This is a genomic window from Streptomyces sp. NBC_00466 (assembly GCF_041433995.1).
In the GTDB taxonomy this organism is placed as follows: Bacteria; Actinomycetota; Actinomycetes; order Streptomycetales; family Streptomycetaceae; genus Streptomyces.
The window spans coordinates 2,984,647-3,009,107 of record NZ_CP107896.1; the positions used below are offsets into that span (position 1 = coordinate 2,984,647).

The window sequence follows — 24,461 nt, forward strand, 5'->3', positions numbered from 1 at the left end:
GATCAGAACCTCCCCGGTCAGAGTTGCGGAATGGATCTCAACGACAGCTGTGCCATGCCCAGTTCGTCGACCGCGGCGCGCGCCGCCTCAAGGGGCGTCGGGTACGACTCGTAGTGGTCGACCATGCTGAGATAGCTGCCGTCGGCCCGCCGCATGAGGTGCAGCGGCCTGCCGTCCACGGTCACCTCGGTTTCGTGGCCCACCGTGCCGCCCCGGATGCGCCGGCCCCGGTACACCTCGTCGAACACGTCCCGCGGCTCCTGCGGCGGCCTCGACGGGTTGCCCTTCCCGTCGTCACTCTCGCGGTCCGTGGCGGCGGACCGCACGATCGGGGCCAGCGCCACCGCCGTACCGCCGACCGCACCCGCCACGAACAGGGCGCGCAGCGCACCGCGGCGGGACAGCAGCTCCGGCCCCGGCCGGTTCAGGGGCCCCGGCCGCTCCGTCGGGTCGGCCGGTCCTGCCTGTCCGGGCTGTCCTCGCCATCCCCGCCGCTCCCTCCCCGCCGTGCCGCGCGTGGACGTTCTCATGCTGGCTCCTCCGATTCACCCCGCTGGTCAGGGCGGTCCGCCGCGCCTGATGCGCGTCGGGCCGCGCCTCGGTGACAACGACGGCACGAGGAAACAGTTCTTCAGACAAGTGACCGCACCGGCGCGCCGACCAGCCGTTCCGGCTCACTCCGCTGCTCCCGGACCGGCGGCCGTTCGGCCGTACGGGGGGAATGTCCCGCGCCGGGGCGGGAACTTGCCCGCCCCGGCCCGGCAAGGGGCAGTCCGCACCGCGGTGGATGCGCCACGATGACCGCCGGACCAGGGCCGTTCGGCCCGGGGGAAGGACATCGACGGATGAGCGTCCCGGCACAGTCGGCCACGCGGCACACGCTTCACCCGGCGGAGGCGGATCTCGCGGACCCGTCGTTCTGGCAACTGCCCCGCGCCGCACGGCTGGACGCGTTCGCCGCGCTCCGCAAGCTGGACCGGCCGGCGTACTTCGTCGAGCGTCCCGCCACCTGGCACCGGCCCGAGCAGGGGTTCTACGCGCTGGTCAGCCACGCCGACGTGGTGCGGGCCAGCCGGCTGCCCGAGGTGTTCGCCAGCGCCCCCGGCGTCACCACTCCGGAGCCCGCCCGCTGGGTCAGGTTCCTGTTCGGCGAGTCCATGGTCAACCTGGACGCCCCGCACCACACCCAGCTCCGCCGGGTGGTCTCCCGGGCCTTCACGCCGCGGCTGCTCGCCGCCGCCGAAGAGGACATCCGCCGGGTCGCCGGGCGCGTCGTGGACGACATGATCGCGCAGCGGCCCGGTGAGTTCGTGGCGTCGGTCGCGTCGCGGATGCCGTTCGAGGTCATCTGCAACCTCATGGGCATCCCGGAGCGCTACCGCGCCGACATCGCGGGCCGGGTCGACCACGCGTCGGAGAACGCGGGCGTGAAGCGCGGCATCGGCGCCCGGCTGCGCGACCCCGGGCGCGGGCTGCGGGCGCTGGCCCGGATGCATCTGATGATGGCGGCGCTCGGCCGCGAGCGGCGGCGCCGGCCCACCGGTGACCTGATCTCCGCGCTGGTGCGCGCCGATGTCGACGGGCAGGGCCTCGGCGCCCGCAGCCTGGGCTCGTTCTTCTCGCTGCTGATGGTGGCCGGGGTGGAGACCACCCGGAACGCGATCACCCACGCGCTGGCGCTGCTGACCGAGAACCCGGAGCAGCGGGCCCTGCTCACATCGGACTTCGAGCGGTACGCCGACGGGGCGGTCGACGAGGTCGTACGGCACTCGACGCCGATCATCCAGTTCCGCAGGACGGTACGGACCGAGTACGAGCTGGGCGGGCACCTCTTCCGGCCGGGCGACAAGGTGGTCCTCTACTACGCGTCGGCCAACCGCGACGAGGCGGTCTTCACCGACCCGGACGCCTTCGACATCACCCGCAGCCCCAACCCGCATCTGGGGTACGGCGGCGGCGGTCCGCACTTCTGCCTGGGCTCGCACCTGGCGCGGCAGGAGATCAAGGCGCTCTTCCGGGAGCTGCTGAGCCGTCCGGTGGCGCTCCGCGCGGTGGGCCTGCCGGAGCTGGCCGGCTCGAACTTCGACAACAGGGTGCGGGCGCTGCGGTTCGCCTTCGACCCGCCCGCGCAGTGAGACCGGTCTTCACGGTCTGGCCCATGTGGACAGCCGGCGGGTCGCGGAGCGCCATGTGACAGCGGGGCGGGGCCGGGGACACGTACGTCCCCGGCCCCGCCCCGCACTGCCGGTCCCCGGGCGGCCGCGGGCTACTTCCGCAGCTGGGTGACCGGCAGCATGCAGTGTGCGGCGGTGGAGAGCATGGCCTCGTCGCCGACGAAGGCGCTGAGGACCTCCTCGGACACGGGCCTGCCCGGCACGGCATCCGGCCACGGCTTGGTCGCGAACATGAAGTGCACCTCGCCGCGTTCGGCCACCGCCCGGAGCCACTCCGCCGGGACCGGGCACTGGGCGCTCAGATACGGCATGTTGACGGCGGCCTGGCCGCCCTCGACGAGCAGCCTGACCGGGAAGCCGGGCCGGGATCCGTCGGCCAGCGAGCTGCCCAGCGGGATGCCGAGCTCGCCGAAGAGCGTGCGTACGGCGGCCTCGCCCGCCTCGGCACCGTCCTTGCCGTCACCGAGTGAATAGGCCAGCAGATAGGGCGTGTTGTTCGTTTCGGGGTCGCCGGACCAGGCGAGCACGGACAGGGTGCCCAAATGGTCGCGCTGGACACTGCTTGTGGCGGTGTGGGATGCGGTCATGGCTCGGCACCCTAGTGGCGGGCCGGGACGCCCACGGTGGCCGTTCACCCGGACGGCTGAACCGGGCGCCGCAAACCATCAGTCAGGGCGTACGGCCGCGGAAGCCGGACTGCCCGGGCCCTGGCGGGACGTCGCGTTGTTCACCTGGATGGAGCTGACTGGGGGTCACGGACCGCCCCGATGGCCCAGCGCAGCGCGCCCGTGCGGCCCGTCGGGTGGACGGTTTGACCAATCGCTCATGAGTCCGCGGGGTCCGTCACCTTCACGAGTTTCCCGAGTCCGCCAGGACACGAGTTCACCAGGAGAGGCCAATGCCGCATCCACGCCGTCGGTTGAGGGGCGCTTGCATCGCGGGCGTGGCCACCGGTCTTCTCCTGACCGGTGCGGGCGGCGCGTACGGAGCGCTCAGTCCCGCTCCCGCCCCGTCCCCCACCGGGCCCGCTTCCGCGGCGCCGGAGGACTCCGTACCGGCGGTGCCGGAGGACCCGGCTTCCGCGGAGCCGAAGAGCCCCCTGCCCGCATCGGCGGAGGACTCCGTACCCGCGGTGGGCGCGTACCTGGACTACGGGCCGAAGGGCGTCGCACGGATGGCGGACCTCTCGCGCTGGCTGGGCGGTGCGGAACTGCGGGTGGGGCACACCTACCTGCCGGGTGATGTCTGGTCGAACATCGAGGGGCAGCCCGACTTCCTCCGCACCTGGGCGAAGTGGCGGCGCGCCCGGCCCGACCGGATGTTCGTGCTCAACGTACCCATGCAGGAGCACAACGAGGACCGCGTGTCGGACGACGAGGTCCGGGACCTCATCGGCCAGGGCGCCCGGGGCGACTTCGACGACCACTACCGCAAGCTGGCCACCCGGCTGGTGAACCTGGGGGTGCCCGACACGGTGATCGTGCTGGGCTGGGAGATGAACGGCACGACCTACACCCAGCGCTGCGGCCCCGACCCGCAGGGCTGGAAGACGTACTGGAGGCGGATCGTCACCGCGATGCGCTCCGTCCCCGGCCAGAAGTTCAAGTTCGACTTCACGCCCAACCGCGGCCCGGACGACATCCCCTGGACGCGGTGCTACCCGGGCGACCGCACGGTGGACATCGTGGGGATGGACTCGTACGACCAGCCGCCCGGCGACACCTTCGAGGACCAGGTGAAGGGTCCGTACGGGCTCCAGGCGCAGGTCGACTTCGCCGCCGCGCACAAGAAGCAGATCTCCTACCCCGAGTGGGGGCTCTACCGGAACGGCGACAACGCGGACTACATGCGCGGGATGCTGGCCTGGTTCGACGCGCACAGACCGCTGTACCAGACCATCACGGACTACTGCCCGCACGGTGTGTGGCAGTGCGACGAGAACCCCGACGCGTCGAAGATCTTCCGGACCAAGGTGTCCCAGGAGGCCGAGGAGCCGGACCGGCCGAGCACCGAGCCGAGTTCCGAGCCGAGCACCGAGCCGAGTACGCAGCCCGGCAGGGAGCCGAAGCCGACCGAGCCGAGTACCGAGCCGGGTGTGGAACCGCCCGCGCGGCCGGAGCCGGCGGGTGGGAACCGGTGGTGCGTCCGGGTCGACCTGGGCAAATGGGCCAGCACCTGGTTCAAGCCCCGGAAGATCTGCTGGTCCCAGCCGGAGGACTGACGGGACGGCCGGACCGGCGGTCGGCAAGCGGCGAGTGCGGGCGGCGGGCGGTCACCGGCCGCTGTCGCCCGCCGGCCGTCCGCCGATCCGGATGCGCCACTCGCGCGCCACCGGCCCGAGGGAGCGCACCACGTCGGCGGCGCGGTCGCGGCCCGCCAGCTGGGCCGCGTACAGGTTCAGCGCCGGGGCGAGCGCGGCCGGTGCGAGCAGCAGCCGCTGGTTGGTCACCACGGCGGGGCGCCAGTGGCTCTTGTACGGTTCGGTGCCGCGCAGCAGGCTGATGACGGTCCGGCCGCTCTCCGCGGCGTGCCGGGCGTCGCGGCGCAGCAGCATCGTCGCCACGTCGACCTTCTTCGTGCGGAGCTCGGGGTCGGCGCCGTACAGATAGCCGCCGCTGAGCTGTGCGGACTGGAGCGTGACATTGGCGGCGACCACCGCGCCGTCCAGCCGGTACTCGGTGAGCACCGCGTCACCGTCCCTGACCATGCGCTGGGTGGCGCGCGTCAGATGTTCGGCGAACCGGGGCCTGAGGTGCTCGGGTGTGACCCCGCGCCCGCGCCACTGGAGCTCGTGCAGCCGCAGCAACTCCTTGACCGCGCAAGGCACTTCGTGCTCCGGGACGGCGCGCTCCTCGATCCGCAGCGCGTCGAGCTTGCGCAGCTTGGCCCGGACCCGCTGGGCCCGCGCGGAGGCCAGCCGCTTCACCAGCTGGTCGATGGGTTCGGCGGGCAGTTCGAGACAGACCGAGTCGCTGAGCCTGCGCCGCGCCCCCGGCCAGCGGGCGTAGAGCTGTTCGGCCGCCGCTCCCGGCCGTACCTCGCGCAGGTCGATCACCGCGTGCCGGGCGGCCCGGCGCAGCCCCTCGGCGAGCGCGGCGAGCGTACCGGGCGGCTGTGCGCCGTCGACGAGGACGTCCGAGAAGTCGGAGATGCCGCCGCCCAGCGGGACCAGCAGCGGCAGCGGCCGGTGGACGAGCATCAGCGGGGCGGCTGCCACCAGCCGCCCGCCGCGCCGTACGAGCACCACCCGCAGCCGCCCCGGTGTGCCGTACGAGAGCCACCAGGAGTGCAGCCAGGAGTGGCTCTGGAACGGGGTGGCGGTGGCGCAGCCGCGGTGCAGCGCCGTCCACTGGGTCTCCAGCGCGGCGAACTGCCCTTCGTCGCGGCACAGCGTCGCGGACAGGCCGGTCCCGGTCCGAGTTCCGGTCCCGGTCCCAGTTCCAGCCCCGGCCCCGGCCCCGGTGGCCACCGCCATCAGACATGTTCCTTCGGCTGGGCGGACTGGGTGGACTGCGCAGGCTGGGCGGGCTCGGTGAGCGCGTCGGACCCGGTGGCCTGGGCGGGCGCCGGGACCGCGGTGCCGGTGTTCCACTGCTTGCGGCGCGGGCGGACCAGCAGCGCGAGGGCGCCGACGAGGCCGCCGGCGCAGCCGCCGACGGCGATGCTGACCGGCACCGACGGCGAGACGGCGGCCGACGGCGCGACGGCCTTCGAGAACAGGACGAGGCGGACGCCGGTGCTCTCCGCTGCGCCGTTGGCGCCGGTGGTGAGCGCTCCGGCCACCGCGTTGGCGATGTCGGCGGCCGTGCCGGGGCGCGTCGCGGTGCCGGTGATGCCGATCATCGGGGACTCGGGGGAGGTCTCCGTCCGGACGTGCCGCCCCAGCGTCCGCGCCGGGACGCCCGCCGCCGCGTGTGCCGCGGCGAGGGTCGACGTACTGGTGGAGATACGTCCGTACGCCTGGGTGAAGCCGAGGGCGGTGGCGGGGTCGGAGCCCTTGGCGGGCGACGCGACGACATAGCTGGTGGCGTCGTATTCGGGCGCCGCGAGCGCTCCGTACGACGCACCGCCGACCACACCGACGAGGGCGCACAGCGGCAGCGGCCACCAGGCCGGCAGCGCGGCCACGCGGCGGCGGACGGCCCGTCCGACGGGCCCTCCAGCGGTCCGTCCTGTGGCCCCCCCTGTGGTCCGGGGGGCGGCGCGGTTCTCTTCGCGGGGCGAATCAGGCATGGGGCTCACTTCTTCGTCAGGGTCTGCGTCGGGTGGCTTCACGGGAAGGGGCGTACGGAACGGGGCTCACGGAACGGGCGTCACGAACGGAGGGCGTACGCGCGGGATCACCGGGGCGGCCTCGACGACGCGGGCGTACACCCCGAGCAGGCGGTCGGCGCTGCGCGCGATGTCGTAGTGGCCGACCACCGAAGGCGGCGCCAACCGCCGTACACCCAGGTCCAGTTGGTGGCTCAGCGCCGCCACGATCTCCTGGGCGCCGCCCGGCACCCGTACCGCGGCGGGCACCGCGTCCGCCGGCCGGTCGTCGAGTGCGGGGCAGGCGGCGTACAGGACGGGAAGACCGGCGGCCAGCGCCTCGACGACGGCGAGCCCGAAGGACTCCTCGTCGGACGGGGAGACGAAGACGTCCACCGCGTCCAGGACAGCGGGGACGGTCGGCCCGGTGTGCCGCCCGTCGGGCAGCGCGTCGCACTCGCCGAGGAAGTGGACGCGGTCACCGGCCCCGAGCCGCCCGGCGAGCGCCCGCAGCGCCTCCCGCTCGGGCCCGTCCCCGGCCAGCAGCAGCCGCACCCCGGGCAGCGCGGCCACCGCCCGTACCAGCAGGTCGAACCGCTTGCCCGGCACCAGCCTGCCGACGCCGCCCACCACGAACGCGCCGGACGGGACGCCCAGCAGAGCCCGGGTGGCGGCCCTGGCCTGCGGATCGTGCCGGAACCGCGCCCCGTCGATGCCGTTCGGTACGACATGGATGCGCCGCGCCGGTACGCCCCAGCCGCGCAGCCGGTCGGCGACGGTCGCCGACACCGCGACCGTCGCGGAGCCGAGCCGCTCGGTGCGCAGATACAGCTCGCGGGCGGACCGGGTGAGCGGGCGGCCCTCGATGTACCGCTCGCCCAGCGAGTGTTCGGTGGCGACCGTGGCGCGGACCCCAGCCAGCCGGGCGGCGATCCTGCCGTACACACAGGCGCGGTACAGATGGGTGTGGACCAGGTCGTAACGGCCGCGCCGGATCAGCCGGGCCAGCCGGGGGAGCGCGGCGAGGTCGCGGTTGCCACCCATCCCCAGGTGCGTGACGGAGACCCCGTCGGCGCGCAGCCCGTCGGCGACCGGCCCGGGGTTGGTGAGGGTGACCACGTCGCAGTCGACGGGCAACCGGCGCAGCAGCAGCCGCAGTTGCTGCTCGGCACCGCCCACTCCGAGCCCGGTGATGATGTGCAGGACCCTCACCGGCTGCCTCCCGGCGTCGGCTGCCCCGGCCGCCGCAGTCGGTGCAGCTCGTGCAGCTGGTGCAGCGCCCGTTTGGTGCCCAGGCGCAGGCCCCGGTCGGCGTGGCTGATGTGCGTGCGGGCCAGCGCGTGGTCGCCGGCCAACGGCCCGGGGGCGATGGCGCACCCGTAGCCGTACCCGGCGTCGCGCACGGCGTCGACGGTCCGCGGGTCGAGGGTGCCGTACGGGTAGCAGAAGCCCTCCGGGGCGACCCCGGTGATCCGGCGGAGCAGCTCGCGGCTCCCCCGGGTCTCCTGGCGCAGTTCGTCGTCGGACGCCTCGGTGAGGTCCTGGTGGTACAGGCCGTGCGAGCCGATCTCCATGCCGGCCGCCGCGGCGGCCCGGATACCGTCCTCGGTGAGGAGCGGCTTGCGCGGGCCGAGCGCGTCCCAGGCGTTCTCGCCGCCGGGCCTGCCGGGCAGTACGAACAGGGTGGCCGTGCACCCGTGACGCTTCAGCAGCGGCAGCGCGTGGTCGGCGAAGTCGCGGTAGCCGTCGTCGAAGGTCAGCCCGACCAGACCGCGTCCGCGCCCCTCGGCGCGGGCCCGCAGCAGGGCCCCGACCCCGACGCCGGTCAGCCCGCGCCGCTCCAGCCAGCGCAGCTGGTGACCGAGGCGATCCGGCGAGACGGTGATGCCGTACGGGTCGTCGGCCGGGTCGGCCACCGAGTGGTACATCAGGATCCACGGCTGGATGCGGGACCGGGGCGCGGACGGAGCGGCGTCACATGACGCCGTGTCAACTGACATGGCGGAACCTTCGCTTGGTGAGATCGAACAGGCCGACGACTTCGGGGGCGCGCAGCGCCAGTGCCGCCGCCGCGAACACACAGGGCACCAGCAGGCAGCCGGCGGCCAGGCTCGCCGGTGCCCAGCGGATCAGCGGTGCCGCGAACAGGCCCGCCGCGCAGGCGACGACGGCTGCGGCGGCCAGCCTGGCGAGCGTCAGCGCGACGCCGCGTACGCGGATGGAGACGACCCGCGAACCGAGCCCGCGGAGGAGCAGCACGGCGGTGACGGTGATCCCCAGGGCGTTGGACGCGGTGATGCCGTACACCCCCCACGGGCCGACGGCGAGCGCACCGGCGACCCCGTTGACGAGGAGTCCCGCGGCCATCGCGGCGGCCGGGAACCAGGTCGGGCGCACCGTCGAGAAGAACGGTCTGCCCAGCGCGCCCACCAGGCACTGCCCGAGCAGCCCGAGGGCGTAGACCCGCATGATGGAGGCGGTGGTCGCGGTGTCGGCGGCGCTGAACGCACCGCGCTGGAAGAGGACTTCGATGATCTGCGGCGCGTAGCCGACGACGACCGCCGTGCCGGCCAGCACCACGACTCCGGCCAGCGCCAGATCGCGTTCGACCCGGCGCCGCGCCTGGTCGCCCTCGCCGTCGGCGACGGCCTTGGCGACCACCGGGAAGGTGACCGTACAGATCATCAGCGACAGCATCATCGGCACCTGGGCGACCTTCTGCGCGTAGTTCAGGTGCGAGATCGCCCCGGCGGGCAGCGAGGCGGCCAGGAACCGCTCGACGAGCACCTGGGACTGGCGGCAGATGGTGAAGATGAGGACGGGCGCCAGCACGCCGATGCCGAGCAGAGCGGGCCGTGCGGCGGGGGCCGCGCCGGTGAGCAGGGCCTTGCCGGTGCGCCGGGACTTGCTGCCGGTGAGCCGGGACTGTGCGGCGGGCGTGGGCCGTACGGCCAGGTGCCGTACGAAGGCGGGCAGTTGGGCCAGCACCATCAGGACGCTGCCCACGGCCACCCCGGCCGCTGCGGCGCGCACCCCCCACAGGGAGTGCAGCACCAGCATGGTGACGATGATGCCGACGTTGTACGCGGCATAGATCGTGGCGGGCGGCAGATAGCTGCGGTGCGCGCGCAGCGCCGCGCTGAGATAGCCGGTGATCCCGAACGAGACCACGGTGAGAGCGGTCAACCGCGTGCATGCGACGGCCACTTGCGGCTCGGCGATGCCGGGTGCCAGCAGCTCCACGATCACCGGGGCACCCAGCACGAGGAGCCCGGTGGTGCAGCCGAGCAGAACGAGCAGGCGCGGCAGGGTGGCCGAGACCAGACTCCGTACGGGGTCCGGGAACTCCCCCGCGGCGCGCCGGACCAGCGCGTGGCTGAAGGCCGGTACGAGCACCAGCGCCATCGCGTCCTCGATGAGCAGCGTGGACGCCATCTCCGGCACGGTCCAGGAGATCAGGAACGCGTCGCTGTCGCTGCCCGCGCCGAAGAGATGCGCGATGCTCTGGTCCCGGACCAGGCCGAGCACCGACCCCGCGACGGTCAGCGCCGCGGTGATCGCGGCGGCCCTGGCCAGTACCCTCCCGAGCCGTGGCGGTCCCTGCTGCGGCGCGGGCGGCACGGGCGGCGCGGGCGGCGCGGGCGGCGCGGGCGGCGCGTGGACCGCGACGGGCGGGGCCGGGGCGGCGGTACGGGCCGCGGCGCGCGGGCCGGTACCGGTGGCCGTCTCGTTCATACGGTTCATACGGCGCCCGGCCGTACGGAGTCGGGCGTACGGACGGCGCCCGGAACCAGTGCGCCCGGAACCAAGGTGCCGGGAACCACGGCGCCCGGCATCCGCGCGGCACCTGGGAGCACGGCGCCCGGGACCACACCGCCCCGCGGTTCCGGCCCCGCCAGTGCCCACCAGGCGATGAGGCCGAAGACGATGCCGGTGAGTGCGGTGGAGGGGCCGCCGATGTCCGCGTACAGGAAGTCGACCGCCTGCCAGAGCATCAGCCCCACCGCCACGAGCCCGCAGTCGGCCGCCGCTCCGCGCCGTCTCCGCGCGGCGTACAGACGGCGCGCCCCGCCGGCCAGGAGAGCGGCCCAGCTCCCCGCCAGCGCGGTGATCCCGACGAGGCCCTGTTCGCTGAGGACCAGCAGATACATGTTGTGCGGCGAGAGCAGCGGCTCACGCTGGAAGGCGTGGCCCGCGCCCGCCGTGTCGGAACCCGACGAGAGCCCCAGCGAGGCGTGTCCGTCCCGGTAGGCGGGGAATCCCTTGAGGCCGACGCCCGTCGCGGGATCGTCGCGCCACATGCTCACCGCCGCCGCCCACATCGTGTACCGGTCGGTGACCGACTGGTCGGGGGCGGCGGTGACCTGGGTGATCGAGCCGAGCCGCTCGGTGATGAGCTGCGAGCCGACCCCGAATCCGCCGACGAGCACCACGGCGGCGGCGGCCACGGCGGCCAGTACGCGCACCGCCGTACGCAACCCGGCGAGCAGCACGACGGCGAGCACCGCGACCACCGTGGCGATCCACGAGCCGCGGCTGAAGGAGAACGCGAGGGGCAGCACCAGCGCCGCCGCGGCGGCGAGCACGGCCGGGCGCACCCAGCGGGGCGCGCCGGGCGGCGGGCGCAGCGCGAGCCCGGTGGCGACGACCATCCCGAACGCCACGATGGTGGCCATGCCCATGACGTCGGTGGGGCCGAAGGTGCCGACGGCCCGGATGTCGGAGCCCATGTAGGAGGCGCCGGTGCGGGTCGCGTACTGCCAGACGCCGAACCCGCCCTGGACCAGGGCGAGTACGACGAAGGACCCGGCCACGAACCGGAAGTCGCGGGCGTCCCTGAGCAGCAGTACGACGGCCGCCGGCACCAGCACGAACACCTGGAGGTAGCGCACGAAGCCGGGCAGCGCGGCCACCGGGTCGGCGGCGGTCATGGTGGCCACGGCAATCCCCGCCACCGGTACGCCGAGGACGGCGGCGGCGGCCGGGCTCAGCGGACGCGCCCTTCCGCGCAGCAGCCGTACCGCGCAGAACAGCACCAGGAACGCCGAAGCCACGTCGGACACCGAGATGTTGGTGGAGGTGCTGGACCCGTTCCCGTACTCGAAGGGGACGACCAGCAGCACGACGGGCGCGGCCACCGGCAGCACCGGCCGCCAGCGGGCGAGCCGCCCGGCGAGCGGTGGGGCGGGCGGCCCGGTGCGCGGCCGGGGCAGCGCGGGGGCCGGGGTGAGGACCGTCACGGTCAGCTGCCCCCCAGCCGGAACAGCGACCCCGCGGTCCTGACCAGGATGCAGATGTCCTGCCAGAGCGACCAGCTGTCGATGTAGTGGTTGTCGAAGCGGGCCCGGTCCTCGATGGAGGTGTCCCCGCGCAATCCGCTGACCTGGGCGAGCCCGGTGATCCCGGCGGGCATCCGGTGTCTGGAGCGGTAGCCGGGGTGGCTGCCGGAGAACTTCGCGACGAAGTAGGGGCGTTCGGGCCGCGGCCCGACCAGGCTCATGTCCCCGCGCAGTACGTTCCACAGCTGCGGCAGCTCATCGAGCGAGGTCCGGCGCAGCAGAGTGCCGACACCGCTCATCCGGTGGTCCGTGGCGACGCTCCACCGGGTCGCCGACTCGTGGTCGTCGGCCGGGCGCAGCGTACGGAACTTGAGCAGCGTGAAGGCGCGCCCGTCCATGCCGATCCGTTCCTGCCGGAAGACGACACCCGGCCCGTCGGAGATCCGTACGGCCAGCGCGCACAGCCCCATCACGGGCGCGGCGGCGAGCAGCGCGAGGCAGGCGAGGGAAGCGTCGACGGCGCGCTTGCCCCAGTGGCCCGCCCGGTGTCCGGGCACCGCCAGCGGCCGGACGGCGAACCCCCACAGATGGTCGGCCGAGACCCTCCGGTACCCGGGCCCCGACGTGTCGACGAGCCAGAGGCGCACGCCGTATCCGCCGAGCAGCCGGACCAGCGCGTGGTCGTCGTCGGCGGTCCTGCCGGGCCCGACGAACAGCGCGTGGCGGACCGCGGTCTGGATGACGGCCCGGCCGACGTCCTCGTGGGTCGTCAGCACCGGCAGTACGGAACTCCCGTCCCCGGGAACGGCCCCGGCCTCGGCATCGGCGGCGGTATCGGCTCCGGTCTCCACGAGGCCCACCGGACTCATGCCGTACGCCGGGTGCGCGTACAGCGCGGCGCCGATCTGCTGGGCGGTGGCGCCGCTGCCGACGATCAGCGCCGAGTGGCTGCGCCGGGCGGCGGCGATGCGCACCAGCTGGTGGGCCGCGCCGCGGGCCGTGCAGCCGGTGAGGGTCTGCGTGGTGACCGCGGTGGCCAGCACCGTCCAGTCGAGGACGTGCCAGGGCCCGACGGCCGCGAGGCACGCGGCCGCCGTGCACCACAGGACCAGCGCGTGGCCGAGCAGCGTGGGCAGTTCGAGCAGCGCGGACGGGGAGAGGCGCCGCCGGTAGAGGCCGCCGCGGAGGTGCAGGGCCAGATGCAGCGCGAGCAGCGGTACGAGGACCAGCGGCGCCAGCCGCAGACCCGGCACCAGCGCGCCGGTGGCGACCAGGGCGAGGGTGTCAGCGGCGGCCAGCGGAGCCGCGGTGCGGCCCCGCCGCAGCCCGGCCGGCCGTACCGGCTCCGGCTGCGGCCCGTCCGCGCTGCGCGGCGGGTGGATCGCGGGCGCGGGCCGCTGCACGGCCGTGGCGGGGCCACTGCCCCCGCCCGCGTGGGGAGCGCGTGCGCTGTCCATCGTCATCGGCTGATGCGCTCCCTCGTCGTGGTGCGGGGCAGGCCGAGGAGCCCGCGGTACAGCTCCGATACCGCGGTGGCCGTGTGCCGCACATCGAAGTTCGCCCGCGCGTGGGCTCCGGCCTCGCGGCCGAGCGTGTCCCGCAGCGGGGCGTCGGCCAGCAGCTTGCCGACCGCGCGGGCCAGCGCCTGCGGGTCGTCCGGCGGTACGAGCCCGTGCCGGTCGTGGCCCGGGGGCAGGCTCTCCCGGGCGCCGTGCACATCGGTGAGGACGACGGGCCGCCCGCAGGCCATCGCTTCGAGCGGGGCCAGCGCCATGCCCTCCCAGCGGGACGGCAGGACGACGAGGTCGGCGGCCCGCAGCCAGTCGCGCGGCCCGTCGACCGCTCCGGCGAACAGCACACCGGGCGGCGCGGTCCTGGCCAGGGCCTCCCGGTCGGGGCCGTCCCCGACCAGCACCAGCCGGGCCGCGGGCACCGCGCGGAGGATCTCGGGCCAGGCCCGCAGGAGTACGTCCTGCCCCTTCTGGCGGCAGAGCCGGCCGACACAGACGACAACCGGGCCGGGACCCAACGACCGTGCTCCGGCACCGGGTTCGGGTCCTGAGCCGCCGTCGGCGCTGAACTCGCCGAGGTCGACGCCGTTACGGATCACGGCCCACCGGGCGGCGATCCCGGCCGCCTCACCCGCCCGCCGTTCGGCCTCGCTGACGCACAGGACGCGATCGGCCCACCGGGCCGCGTACCGCTCCCAGGCCAGCGCGAGCCGTGCGGTGCCGCCGCCGACCGCGTCGAAGGACCAGGCGTGCGGCTGGAAGACCGTCGGCACGCGCCCGCGCAGGGCGAGCCGTGCGGCCAGACCGGCCTTGGAGCTGTGGGCGTGCACCACGTCGGGCCGGCCGGCCCGGATCAGCCGGGCGGCAGCGGCGGTCTCGGCGGCCAGCCCGGGCCCCGGCGCCCGGCCGGCCGGCCAGGGACGGACATGGGCGCCGGACCCCGCGAGCGCCGACGCCAGACCGGCGCCCGGAGGACAGGCCACAACTGCTCTGATTCCTTCGGCGACTTGCGCCCGCACCAGGTCGGTGACCACGCGGGCGACTCCGCCTTCCACCGGCTGAACGAGGTGAAATACCGTCAGCCGGCGTCCGGGAGAAATGTTTTCTGGCAGCACGTGTGCAGCTCTCTTCGTACCTGACCCGGAGATGGTTTCCCCGGGATGCGCGGAGCGGAAGGCTCAGCGACGCGAATCCGTCTGCACGAGGAGCACGCCGGGAAAGGACCCGCGGCTTTCGGCGGAGAAATGGAAGTCCGGACGGCCGGCGCCGCAGGGAAGAACAGGCTTCGGACCGAATGCGCCGGAGCCGTGGCCCGCCGGGAGAGAAAGGGCGGAACGCGCCACATCCGGCGGTGCGCCCAAGCCGTACGGCACAGCGAGACCCGTCGTCTTTGGCATGACCGCTCTCCCGTCTCGATACGACAATTGCAACCAAGCAGCCCGACCGGCCCAAGCAGCCCAAGCCGGAGTGCACTTTGTCAGAAAACAGCGTGGAAAATCATGCTGTTCATGCGCATTCGACCGTACGGCGGATCGGCCGAATGCAGTGAATTCCCTTGTGGCAGTGGCTGATAGACCCGGGATGAACCCGCGAAGCTCCCCAATGGGTGACGGCGCGTACCCCGCGGCAGAGGCATTCGTTGAACGCGTGCGGGAAACGACGGGAAATACGGGACCACACGAATACAGAAGATGAACCGCCCGAAGAGCGGCCCGCTCCCCCTCAGCCGCAGTCGCAGTCGCAACCGCAGTCGCAGAACCAGCACAGCACGGCGCACCCCGCGTGCAGGGGGCTCACTCCGACGGGCCACCGCACTCGTGCGCTACGGCAATCGAGTGAACGGGCGGAACCAAACTCGGCCCCTGGAGTTGATCAGGGTGCTCCACTTCCGGGCAAAAATGCAGAAAAGGGACCACAGTGATCAAGAAGATTCTGGCCACCGCCGCCGTCACCGCCTCGATCGTCGGCGCCGGCGCGACCCTGGCCCCGCAGGCCCTGGCCGTCGGTAACGACAACGGCACCACCTCCGCCAGCGGCAACGGCGCCGAGCAGGCCTTCGGCAACTCGGCCACCAAGGGCAACCAGAGCCCGCAGCTCAGCCTGGTCCAGGGCTCGCTGAACAAGCCGTGTGTCGGTCTGCCGGTCAAGGCCAACGTGGGCTCCCTCATCGGCTTCATCCCGATCGCCGTTCAGGACATCCCGGTCCTGTCCTCGCCGCAGAACCAGCAGTGCACCGAGAACTCCACCCAGGCGAAGGGCGACGAGGCCCTGTCGCACATCCTGGACAACATCCCGGTCCTCTCGGGCAACGGTGCGGCGAACCGCGGCTGATCACCTCGCTGCTCCACGTGGCCGCCGCAGACAGGACGTTGCGGCGGCCACGCGTGTGTCCGCACACCGACGGGACCGGTTCGCGTTCCGGTTCCGGTTCCGGTTCCGGTTCCCTGAAAGCATTCGGGTTGAGTTGGCACCGGGCAGCCCGCACGGAGTTTCTCCAGGGCGCACCGGTCGTTAGCAGTCCTGCAGTGGTGTTCATGAAAAGGCAACTGGACACGCGTCGCGATGGTCGTGGATGCGGGAGACACCGCTGCGGGAAGGATCGACATGAAGTTCAAGAAGGCTGCTGTTCTCGCCGCCGGCGTCATGATGGCCCTGGGCGCCGCTGCGCCCGCCATGGCCGACGCGGGGGCGGAGGGTGCGGCCGTCGGCTCGCCCGGCGTCCTCTCCGGCAACGTCATCCAGGTTCCGGTGCACATTCCGGTGAACCTGTGCGGCAACACCGTCAACGTCATCGCGCTGCTGAACCCGGCGTTCGGCAACACCTGCGTCAACAAGTGACGTACGCCTCTCCCACAAGGGCGAGTCGCTGAAGTGGCCCCGCCGGGTCTCGCACGAACCGGCGGGGCCACTTCGCTGTCCGCCCTGTGCGGCCCCGTACGCCCAGCACGCCGGAGAAGCCTGCCGAACAGGCGCAGAAACGTTCACCGTCCCGGGGTTTCCCCCACGGGGAACGATCGTTAGCCACGGTGCAGGCGGCGCACCGGCACCCCTCTTCGACGGTGCCGTGGCGCGAGAGTCGCAGCTGTGAACAGCGCCGCCGGAGAAGGGTATCGACATGAAGTACGCAAAGGCCGCCGCAGTCGTCGCCGGTTCCATGATGGCGATCGGCGCGGGCGCGGCCGCGGCCTCCCCCGCGTTCGCCGCCGAGCCGCCCGCCATGCCCCCCATGAGCCTCAACGGCGGACTCGACCAGGCCACGCAGTCACTTCAGCAGGGGGCGGCGGTCCCGGTGGCCGCGCTCGCCGACACCGCGACCAGCGTGGTTTCGGGCAAGGCCGACGCCCCGGAGAGGGTCATGGGCCTCGCCCGCCAGGCCACCCCGATGCTGGGCGGCGTGCAGCTGGGCCAGTAGCAGCGCCTGTCCCGGCATCCTGCCGCGACGCGAAAGTGGCGGTACCCGCATCGTTCGCGGATACCGCCACTTCTGCTGTCCGGTCCGGGGACCGGGCCTCACCGGTCGAGCCGGATCAGGGTGTCAGCGGTTGACGCAGGTGTTGCCGAACGCCGGGTTCAGCAGACCGATGATGTTCACGGTGTTGCCGCAGACGTTGACCGGAACGTGGACCGGGACCTGGACCAGGTTGCCCGAGAGGACACCCGGCGAGCCCACGGCCGCACCCTCGGCACCGGCGTCGGCGAACGCGGAGCCGGCGGCGCCGCCGGCGGCGAGGCCCGCAGTGGCAAGGACGAGAGCTGCCTTCTTGGCAGTGTTCATGGGAGTTGCACCTTCTCTTCGATGTTGTGCCCTGAATCAGGACTCACTCGATTCGCAACGAACAGTTGGCGGCAGCGACACGGCCGGGCGCGCCACGGAACCTGTTCGGCCCAATGGAGAAGGACCCCGGCCGCCGGGTGCGTCAACCCGCTCGCAGCGCGCCTGCGACAACGAAGCCATATGAGTGAAGCGCCGGAACCAATCGCCGGTCCGGCAGTTGATCAGAGCGCTCCGGAAGCGGGCACTCGTGCGACAACAGAAGGACGCGAAATGATCAAGAAGGCTGTGGCCACTGCGGCGGCCACCCTCACGATGGCAGGCGCGGGCGCGATGATGGCGTCTCCGGCCATGGCAGTCGGCAACGACGGCGGCACCACGTCGCTGAGTGGCAACGGAGCCCAGCAGGCGTTCGGCAACTCCGCCACGTACGGCAACATGAGCCCGCAGATCGGCCTCATCCAGGGCTCGCTGAACAAGCCCTGCATCGCCCTGCCGGCCAAGGCCAATGTCGGTTCCCTCATCGGCGTGGTCCCGATCTCCGTCCAGGACATCCCGATCCTTTCCTCGCCGCAGACCCAGCAGTGCACCGAGAACTCCACCCAGGCCAAGGGTGACGAGGCGCTGTCGCACCTCCTGGACAACATCCCGGTCCTCTCGGGCAACGGCGCCGGGAACCGCTGACCAGCGCCGCTTCTCCGACCTCCGGACACTGACGTCCTGGTGGAGCACTGAAGTGGCCCCGGTGGCAGCGCGAGCTGCCACCGGGGCTTCTTCATGTCCGCTCCGCACGGCCGTGCCCGGGGGCCCGGTGCCTCACCAGCGCCGGAACAGCACCACGTCGCCGCGCACCGTCGGCGGCGCCGCCGTGTACCCGGGCGGCGGGCCGCCCCGCTCCCCCCGCGTCTGCAGGCCGACGCACTCCGCCGCGTACGGCCCCGCGCCGTCGAGCAGCCGTTCCTCGTGGCCGGGTGCCCGCAGCCGTACGAACAGCCGCTCGCCCGGCGCGGTCACCGCGTCCCACAGCGCGTCGAGCCGGTGGCCCCCGTCGGGTCCGTTCCCGTCGCCCAGGGCGTACGGCAGGACGGACCACCCGGGGTCGCCCGCCGCGCACCGCAGCAGATGTGCGCGCGGCCCGGGCCGCACCTCGAACGAGACCACCCGCCCCCGGTACCCGGCCCGGCGCAGGCCCGCCACGTACCCGCCGGCGTCCGCCCCCGCGTCCAGGACGAGGTCGACCTCGGCGTCGGCCAGCAGCTGGACGAGTTCGCGGTACGGTCCGCGGCCCCGGTACCGCTCCCGCGCCGCGGCCCGCAGGAAGCGCGCGTAGCCCCGCACCCCCGCCGGCCACCGCTGCCACCGCGTGCGCAACGGCCCGCGGCGGGCGCCGCCGCGGATGAGGGCGAAGGCCGGGCCTGCCGCGACGTACACCGCGGGGTGCGCGGCGGCGAGACGGGCGGCCGCGCTGTGCTGCCGGGCGGCGCCCGGCCCGCCGATCCAGACCAGCCGGGCGCCGCTCTCCCGGATGCGGGCCGCCAGCGCCGCCCACGCTTCGGCGGTGGCCGTCCGGCCGGGCAGCGGCTCGGCGCCCGCGACCCGCGCTTCGGGGTAGCGCACCAGCAGCTCGGCGGTCAGCTGTCCAGCGGTCAGCTCTTCGCCGGCCGGCCGTCCGGTGCCCGCGGCCGATCCGTCCGCCCCGTCGCTCCCCACTCCGAGCAGATAGTGGCCGATCCCCTCGCGCTGTGCGGACCGGACGGTGTCGAGCAGCAGGTCGGGTCCGTACACCTGCGCCACCGGCCGTCCGCCGGACCGCGCCGCCCAGGCCGGGCCGCGTCCGGCAGGGAGGTTGAGCGTCGCGGAGCGCAGCAGCCGCTGGAGTCCGGGGGCTCGGTCGGCGGCCGCGAGGGTGTCCGCGCCGCAGAGGTGGATGTCCGCTGCCGCACCCCGCAGAGCGAGGCGTACGAGCGCTTGCGCGGCCTGCGCGGGGGCGAGCGGGGTGAGCGGGACACCGGCGCAGCGGACCGTGCGGGGCAGGCCGTCGGCGGGCGGGTCCGGATGGCCGTCGGTACGGGGGATCGCCTGGTTCATGCGCCGCCCATCGGTTGCGGTATCGGGGTGATGCCACCGGGGCATCCAGCTCGAACGATCCACAAGCTAGTTCGTTATGCACCACTATGCGGCGAGTAACACGATTGGACGGAAGACATCCGATGAGGAGACCCTGAGCGACGCAGATCACCACTTGATCTGGTACATCGCAGTGGGATAAGTGGGTACTCTCAGCACGGACTGCATTAAGTTACTGCTTAGTAATCACTTGAGAATCACTGTCACCACTGGATCCCCACCTCGCAGGCCCGAGGAGCCCCCATGCAACTCGCCGCGATCATTGTGTCGCTGGTACTCACCGTGGTCGGTGTCGCACTGTTCGCCCGAGCCATCGGCCAGATCTACCGCTATGTGCGGCTCGGTCAGAACGTGCCCGCGGGCACCCGCACCGACGAACCCGCCAAGCGGACGATCACGGTGGTCAAGGAGTTCCTCGGCCACACCCGGATGAACCAATGGGGCATCGTCGGGTTCGCGCACTGGTTCGTCGCGGTCGGCTTCTTCTCGCTGATCCTGACCCTGATCAACGCCCTCGGCCAGCTCTTCAAGGCCGACTGGGTGCTGCCGGTCATCGGCCACTGGCTGCCGTACGAGATGTTCGTCGAGTTCATCGGTGTGATGACGACGCTCGGCATCCTCGTCCTGATCGTGATCCGCCAGTTCTCGAAGCCGGACCGGCCGGGCCGCAAGTCCCGCTTCGCGGGCTCCAACTTCGGCCAGGCGTACTTCGTCGAGGCCGTCATCCTCATCATCGGCCTGGCGATCTACTCGCTGCGCGGACTTGAGGGCGCGCTGGCCGGCGTGCACGGCTACGACGCCGCGTACTTCCTCTCGTACCCGCTGGTCGCGGCCTTCCGCGGCACCAGCGTCAGCACGCTGCAGAACATGATCTACCTGACCGCGATGGTCAAGATCGGTACGTCCTTCATCTGGATGATCGTGGTCGGGCTCAAGACGGACATGGGCGTCGCCTGGCACCGCTTCCTCGCGTTCCCGAACATCTGGTTCAAGCGCGACGCGCAGGGCGGTGTCGCCCTCGGTGCGCTGCTGCCGATGACATCGGCCGGCAAGGAGATCGACTTCGAGGACCCGGGCGAGGACGACGTGTTCGGCGTCTCGCAGGTCGAGCACTTCTCGTGGAAGGGCCTGCTGGACTTCTCCACCTGCACGGAGTGCGGCCGCTGCCAGTCGCAGTGCCCGGCCTGGAACACCGGCAAGCCCCTCTCGCCGAAGCTCCTGATCATGTCGCTGCGCGACCACGCGCACGCCAAGGCGCCGTATCTGCTCGCCGGCGGCGGCAAGAACATGGAGGGCGAGGAGCAGGCCACGGCCGAGCAGCTCAAGGACGTTCCGCAGTCCGCGCTGGACGAGGCCGAGCGCCCGCTGATCGGGACGCTCGAAGAGAACGGCGTGATCGACCCGGACGTCCTGTGGTCCTGCACCACCTGCGGTGCGTGCGTGGAGCAGTGCCCGGTCGACATCGAGCACATCGACCACATCGTCGACATGCGCCGCTACCAGGTGATGATCGAGTCCGCGTTCCCGTCCGAGGCGGGCACGATGCTCAAGAACCTGGAGAAGAAGGGCAACCCCTGGGGGCTCGCCAAGAAGCAGCGCGTCGAGTGGACCAAGGAGGTCGACTTCGAGGTCCCGATCGTCGGCAAGGACGTCGAGGACCTCACCGAGGTCGACTACCTGTACTGGGTCGGCTGCGCGGGCGCCCTGGAGGACCGGGCGAAGAAGACCACCAAGGCCTTCGCCGAGCTGCTCCACATCGCGGGCGTCAAGTTCGCGATCATGGGCGGCGACGAGAAGTGCACCGGTGACTCCGCCCGCCGCCTGGGCAACGAGCCGCTGTTCCAGCAGCTCGGCCAGGAGAACGTCGCGATGCTGAACATGGCGTACGGCGAGGATGACGAAGACCCGGAGACGAAGAAGCCCAAGGCGACCAAGAAGATCGTCGCCACCTGCCCGCACTGCTTCAACACCATCGCGAACGAGTACCCGCAGCTCGGCGGCGAGTACGAGGTCATCCACCACACCCAGCTGCTCCAGCACCTCATCGACGAGGGCAAGCTCATCCCCGTCACCCCGGTCGAGGGTCTGATCACCTATCACGACCCCTGCTACCTGGGCCGCCACAACAAGGTCTACACACCGCCCCGCGAGATCATCGCGAAGGTGCCGGGCCTGCGGAGCGAGGAAATGCACCGGCACAAGGAGCGCGGCTTCTGCTGCGGAGCCGGCGGCGCGCGGATGTGGATGGAGGAGCGCATCGGCAAGCGCATCAACAACGAGCGCGTCGACGAGGCACTCTCGCTCAACCCGGACATCGTCTCGACCGCCTGCCCGTTCTGCCTCGTCATGCTGACCGACTCGGTCAACGGCAAGAAGAACGACGGCAAGGCCAAGGAGTCGCTCCAGGTGGTCGACGTGGCGCAGCTGCTGCTCGACTCGGTGAAGCTCCCCGCCGACCCGGCGGACGACCCGGCCGCCGAGGACGCACCGGAGCCCGAGCCGGTGAAGTAGCGCGGTACGCAGTACACGGTACGAAGTACACAGAAGGGGCCGGGACCGCCGTCGGGCGGTCCCGGCCCCTTCTGCCATGCCCACTGCCCGGCATTCACCCTTAGGTCACTCCGGCATCACATTTCCCCCGCACCCCGTACAACCATGCGATCCCACCGGCGGTCTTCCCTCTGCCGAACGTCCGTACCCGCAGCGGCTATTGCCGCATTTCCGGCACGGGGGTCCGCGCCCTTCCGACTCGGTGCACCGCGCACCCCGTATGGCGCAGGAGAAGAAGATCCGTATGCACAGACAGCTCCGTACCGCCCTTGCCACCGCCGCGGCCGCCGCCCTCACCGGCGGGCTGCTCGTGGTCACCGCGAGCACCGCCACCGCGGTCACGCCCTCGGGCACCCGGGGCGACTTCAACGGCGACGGTTACCGGGACATCGCCGTGACCGCCCCGCTCGCCACCGTCAACGGCAAGTCGGGCGCGGGCTCCGTCTCCATCCTGTACGGCTCGAAGTCCGGCGCCGGCGCTGCCAAGATCCAGACGGTCAGCCAGGACAGCGCCGGTGTCCCCGGCACGGCCGAGAAGAACGACATGTTCGGCGGGACGGTCTCCGCCGGTGACTTCAACGGCGACGGGTACGCGGACCTCGCGGTCGGCGCGAACGGCGAGGACGTGGGCTCGGACGTCAACGGCGGTTCCGTCACCATCCTCTGGGGCGCGAGCGGCGGCCTCTCCGGCGGCACCAACGTCAAGGACCCGTCGGCCGGCAGCCACGACCTCTTCGGGCTGCTCGTGGCGGCGGGCGACTACAACGGCGACGGCACGGCCGACCTCGCCATCGGATCCGACCAGAACACCGTCGACATCTACCGCGGCGGCTTCACCAAGACGGGCGGCACCGGCGGCCACTACGCCGTCACCGCGCCGGTCCAGAAGGTCCCGGGCCCGGACTTTTACAACCTCACCCCCGGCGACGTCAACCACGACGGCCGCACGGACCTCGTCGTCGACGGGTACGAGACCGACAGCCAGGAGGGGTGGAACGCCAACTTCTACCTTCCCGGCAGCGCGTCCGGGCTGACGAGCACCGGCGCCCAGAAGCTTCCGGCGGGCATCATCTCGGACATCGGTGATGTCAACGGCGACGGCTACGGCGACATCGTGATCGGCGCCCACTGGGACAAGGACGTCCCCGGTTCGCACAAGGGCGGCGTCGTCAAGGTCGTCTACGGCACGCAGGCCGGCCCCGACGGCGGCCAGGACTCGGTCAACCAGGACTCCCCGGGCGTTCCCGGCACGGGTGAGACCGCCGACGACTTCGGCTACGAGCTCTCGCTCGGCGACGTCAACGGCGACGGCAAGGACGACCTCGTGGTGGGCGCCCCCGGCGAGGACCTGAACGGCATCGCCGACGCCGGCATGGTGACCGTCCTCTACGGCTCCACGGGCGGCTTCGCCTCCACCGGCGCCCAGTCCTTCGCCCAGGACAGCCCCGGCGTCCCCGGTGACAACGAGAAGGGCGACGGCTTCGGCGAGGAGGTCTACCTCGCCGACACCAACAACGACGGCAAGGCGGACCTGACGGTCGGCATCCCGCACGAGAACAACGGGGACGGCTACCTCGTCACGTTCAACTCGGACGGCACGAAGCTGGCCGCCACCGGCAAGGGCTACGGCCTGACCGCGACCAAGGTGTCGGCGGCGGGCACCCCGCTGCTGGGCTTCGGCATGGCGGGCTGACCCGGCCCGCCCCCTCCCGCCCCCGGGGTTCCCCCTTAGGGGATGTCACAGCTCGGCCGCAAAGCCCGGCCTGTTCTCCCAGGTCCGGCACCCGGCCCACGTGGAGCAGGTACGTTCGAAAGCGTGGCTGGATTCAGGATCGGACGCGGCCGGGACAACCGCACGTCGCAACAGAACCCGCAGCGGCAGCAGCAGCGGGGACCGCAGCAGCAGCCGTACGGCAGGCAGGCACCGCCTCCGCCGTACGGCGGCCCAGCGGCTCCCCAGCCGTCGCCTCAGCGTGCGCAGCAGCACCAGTGGCCCCCGCAGGCCCAGCAGCCTTACGGCGAGCCGGAGTACTTCGGAGAGCCGTACCAGGGGCAGGGGCCGGGTGACCCGTACCAGGGCCGGCAGGCCGGGTACGGCGGGCCGCCCGCTGATCCGTACGCGAACAGCGCGGACAACCCCGGTCATACGCAGGCCTTCAGCATCGGCGAGGACCCGTACGGCGACGGCAACACCTACCGGGCCGGGCAGACCGCGGCCCCGCCCGCGGGACCGCGCCTGCACTGGAAGGAACTGCTGCGGGGCATCGTGATGCGCCCGGGGCCGACCTTCTGGCAGATGCGCGACCACAAGATGTGGGGCCCCGCGCTCACCGTCACGTTCATCTACGGGATGCTCGCGCTCTTCGGGTTCGACCAGGCACGTGAGGACGCCGTCCACGCGACGCTGGCCAACGCCGTCCCGTACGTCCTGACGACCGGTGTCGCCTTCGTCATCGGCGGTCTGCTCCTGGGTGCGGTGACCCATACGCTGGCCCGTCAGCTCGGTGGCGACGGCGCGTGGCAGCCGACCGTGGGCCTCTCCATGCTGATCATGTCGATCACGGACGCGCCGCGGCTGCTCTTCGCGCTCTTCCTGGGCGGCGAGAACGGCTTCGTCCAGGTGCTCGGCTGGGCGACCTGGATCGCGGCGGGCGCCCTGTTCACGTCCATGGTGAGCAAGTCGCACGACCTGCCCTGGCCGAAGGCGCTGGCCGCCTCGTCGATCCAGCTGATCGCGCTGCTGGCGCTGCTGAAGCTCGGCACGCTCTGAGGGCTCTCGCCGTGCCCGCTCAGCACT

Annotated in this window: 21 protein-coding genes; 9 read left to right on the forward strand and 12 right to left on the reverse strand. The window is 72.4% G+C overall.

What is annotated here, in order from left to right:
• Positions 1-17: 17 nt before the first annotated feature.
• The gene (locus OG210_RS13135; RefSeq protein ID WP_328329368.1) at positions 18-530 is read right to left on the reverse strand and encodes a tyrosinase cofactor; all 513 of its coding nucleotides are present in this window, start codon (positions 528-530) and stop codon (positions 18-20) included.
• Positions 531-845: 315 nt separating this feature from the next.
• Here OG210_RS13135 and OG210_RS13140 point away from each other — a divergent pair, with 315 nt between their 5' ends.
• Complete coding sequence (locus OG210_RS13140) at positions 846-2,135, forward strand: cytochrome P450 (RefSeq protein ID WP_328329367.1); 1,290 nt, start codon at positions 846-848, stop codon at positions 2,133-2,135.
• A gap of 131 nt (positions 2,136-2,266) precedes the next feature.
• Here the strand turns inward: OG210_RS13140 and OG210_RS13145 are convergent, their stop codons facing one another.
• Positions 2,267-2,761 carry a DUF5949 family protein gene (locus tag OG210_RS13145; protein ID WP_328329365.1) on the reverse strand — a complete coding sequence of 165 codons (495 nt, stop codon included), beginning with the start codon at positions 2,759-2,761 and terminating at the stop codon, positions 2,267-2,269.
• 311 nt (positions 2,762-3,072) lie between these two features.
• Here OG210_RS13145 and OG210_RS13150 point away from each other — a divergent pair, with 311 nt between their 5' ends.
• A complete protein-coding gene (locus OG210_RS13150; protein ID WP_371536522.1) occupies positions 3,073-4,395 on the forward strand; it encodes a glycosyl hydrolase in 1,323 nt (440 codons plus the stop codon).
• 51 nt (positions 4,396-4,446) lie between these two features.
• Here the strand turns inward: OG210_RS13150 and OG210_RS13155 are convergent, their stop codons facing one another.
• From OG210_RS13155 to OG210_RS13190, 8 genes are all read right to left on the reverse strand, one after another.
• Positions 4,447-5,649 (reverse strand): GNAT family N-acetyltransferase, encoded by a 1,203-nt coding sequence (locus OG210_RS13155; protein ID WP_371536524.1) that lies wholly within the window; start codon positions 5,647-5,649, stop codon positions 4,447-4,449.
• Positions 5,649-6,407 (reverse strand): lipopolysaccharide biosynthesis protein, encoded by a 759-nt coding sequence (locus OG210_RS13160; RefSeq protein WP_371536527.1) that lies wholly within the window; start codon positions 6,405-6,407, stop codon positions 5,649-5,651. The genes OG210_RS13155 and OG210_RS13160 overlap by 1 nt, the downstream gene beginning before the upstream one ends.
• 66 nt (positions 6,408-6,473) lie before the next feature.
• Positions 6,474-7,637: a glycosyltransferase gene (locus OG210_RS13165; RefSeq protein ID WP_371536531.1), complete on the reverse strand. Its 1,164-nt coding sequence runs from the start codon at positions 7,635-7,637 to the stop codon at positions 6,474-6,476.
• Positions 7,634-8,425 carry a polysaccharide deacetylase family protein gene (locus tag OG210_RS13170; RefSeq protein ID WP_371536534.1) on the reverse strand — a complete coding sequence of 264 codons (792 nt, stop codon included), beginning with the start codon at positions 8,423-8,425 and terminating at the stop codon, positions 7,634-7,636. Before OG210_RS13170 ends, OG210_RS13165 begins: the two co-directional genes overlap by 4 nt.
• Positions 8,415-10,160, reverse strand: a complete 1,746-nt coding sequence (locus OG210_RS13175) for a lipid II flippase MurJ (protein ID WP_371536537.1) — start codon at positions 10,158-10,160, stop codon at positions 8,415-8,417. The genes OG210_RS13170 and OG210_RS13175 overlap by 11 nt, the downstream gene beginning before the upstream one ends.
• A 5-nt stretch (positions 10,161-10,165) precedes the next feature.
• Positions 10,166-11,671 (reverse strand): O-antigen ligase family protein, encoded by a 1,506-nt coding sequence (locus OG210_RS13180; RefSeq protein WP_371540274.1) that lies wholly within the window; start codon positions 11,669-11,671, stop codon positions 10,166-10,168.
• Positions 11,668-13,167, reverse strand: coding sequence for a sugar transferase (locus OG210_RS13185; protein WP_328329355.1), 1,500 nt, complete (start codon positions 13,165-13,167; stop codon positions 11,668-11,670). Before OG210_RS13185 ends, OG210_RS13180 begins: the two co-directional genes overlap by 4 nt.
• Complete coding sequence (locus OG210_RS13190) at positions 13,164-14,270, reverse strand: glycosyltransferase family 4 protein (protein ID WP_371536541.1); 1,107 nt, start codon at positions 14,268-14,270, stop codon at positions 13,164-13,166. The genes OG210_RS13185 and OG210_RS13190 overlap by 4 nt, the downstream gene beginning before the upstream one ends.
• An 862-nt stretch (positions 14,271-15,132) precedes the next feature.
• On the opposite strand from OG210_RS13190, the gene OG210_RS13195 reads away from it, so the two are divergent.
• The 3 genes from OG210_RS13195 to OG210_RS13205 all read left to right on the forward strand — a co-directional run bounded on the left by OG210_RS13195 (position 15,133) and on the right by OG210_RS13205 (position 16,627).
• Entirely contained in the window at positions 15,133-15,546 is a 414-nt protein-coding gene (locus tag OG210_RS13195; protein ID WP_328329353.1) for a rodlin, read from the forward strand.
• 273 nt (positions 15,547-15,819) lie between these two features.
• Positions 15,820-16,053, forward strand: a complete 234-nt coding sequence (locus tag OG210_RS13200; RefSeq protein ID WP_371536545.1) for a chaplin — start codon at positions 15,820-15,822, stop codon at positions 16,051-16,053.
• A gap of 277 nt (positions 16,054-16,330) precedes the next feature.
• Positions 16,331-16,627 carry a hypothetical protein gene (locus OG210_RS13205; protein WP_328329351.1) on the forward strand — a complete coding sequence of 99 codons (297 nt, stop codon included), beginning with the start codon at positions 16,331-16,333 and terminating at the stop codon, positions 16,625-16,627.
• A 123-nt stretch (positions 16,628-16,750) separates the two neighbouring features.
• Here OG210_RS13205 and OG210_RS13210 read toward each other — a convergent pair whose 3' ends face one another.
• Positions 16,751-16,990, reverse strand: a complete 240-nt coding sequence (locus tag OG210_RS13210; protein ID WP_328329349.1) for a chaplin — start codon at positions 16,988-16,990, stop codon at positions 16,751-16,753.
• Between the two features lie 270 nt (positions 16,991-17,260).
• On the opposite strand from OG210_RS13210, the gene OG210_RS13215 reads away from it, so the two are divergent.
• The gene (locus tag OG210_RS13215) at positions 17,261-17,671 is read left to right on the forward strand and encodes a rodlin (RefSeq protein ID WP_328329347.1); all 411 of its coding nucleotides are present in this window, start codon (positions 17,261-17,263) and stop codon (positions 17,669-17,671) included.
• 132 nt (positions 17,672-17,803) lie between these two features.
• Here OG210_RS13215 and OG210_RS13220 read toward each other — a convergent pair whose 3' ends face one another.
• Positions 17,804-19,075, reverse strand: a complete 1,272-nt coding sequence (locus OG210_RS13220) for a WecB/TagA/CpsF family glycosyltransferase (RefSeq protein WP_328329345.1) — start codon at positions 19,073-19,075, stop codon at positions 17,804-17,806.
• A gap of 282 nt (positions 19,076-19,357) precedes the next feature.
• Between OG210_RS13220 and OG210_RS13225 the strand changes: the two genes are divergently transcribed.
• The 3 genes from OG210_RS13225 to OG210_RS13235 all read left to right on the forward strand — a co-directional run bounded on the left by OG210_RS13225 (position 19,358) and on the right by OG210_RS13235 (position 24,434).
• Positions 19,358-21,625 (forward strand): heterodisulfide reductase-related iron-sulfur binding cluster, encoded by a 2,268-nt coding sequence (locus tag OG210_RS13225; RefSeq protein ID WP_371536550.1) that lies wholly within the window; start codon positions 19,358-19,360, stop codon positions 21,623-21,625.
• 283 nt (positions 21,626-21,908) lie between these two features.
• A complete protein-coding gene (locus OG210_RS13230; RefSeq protein WP_371536553.1) occupies positions 21,909-23,357 on the forward strand; it encodes an FG-GAP-like repeat-containing protein in 1,449 nt (482 codons plus the stop codon).
• Between the two features lie 123 nt (positions 23,358-23,480).
• Complete coding sequence (locus OG210_RS13235) at positions 23,481-24,434, forward strand: YIP1 family protein (RefSeq protein WP_371536556.1); 954 nt, start codon at positions 23,481-23,483, stop codon at positions 24,432-24,434.
• Positions 24,435-24,461: the final 27 nt, after the last annotated feature.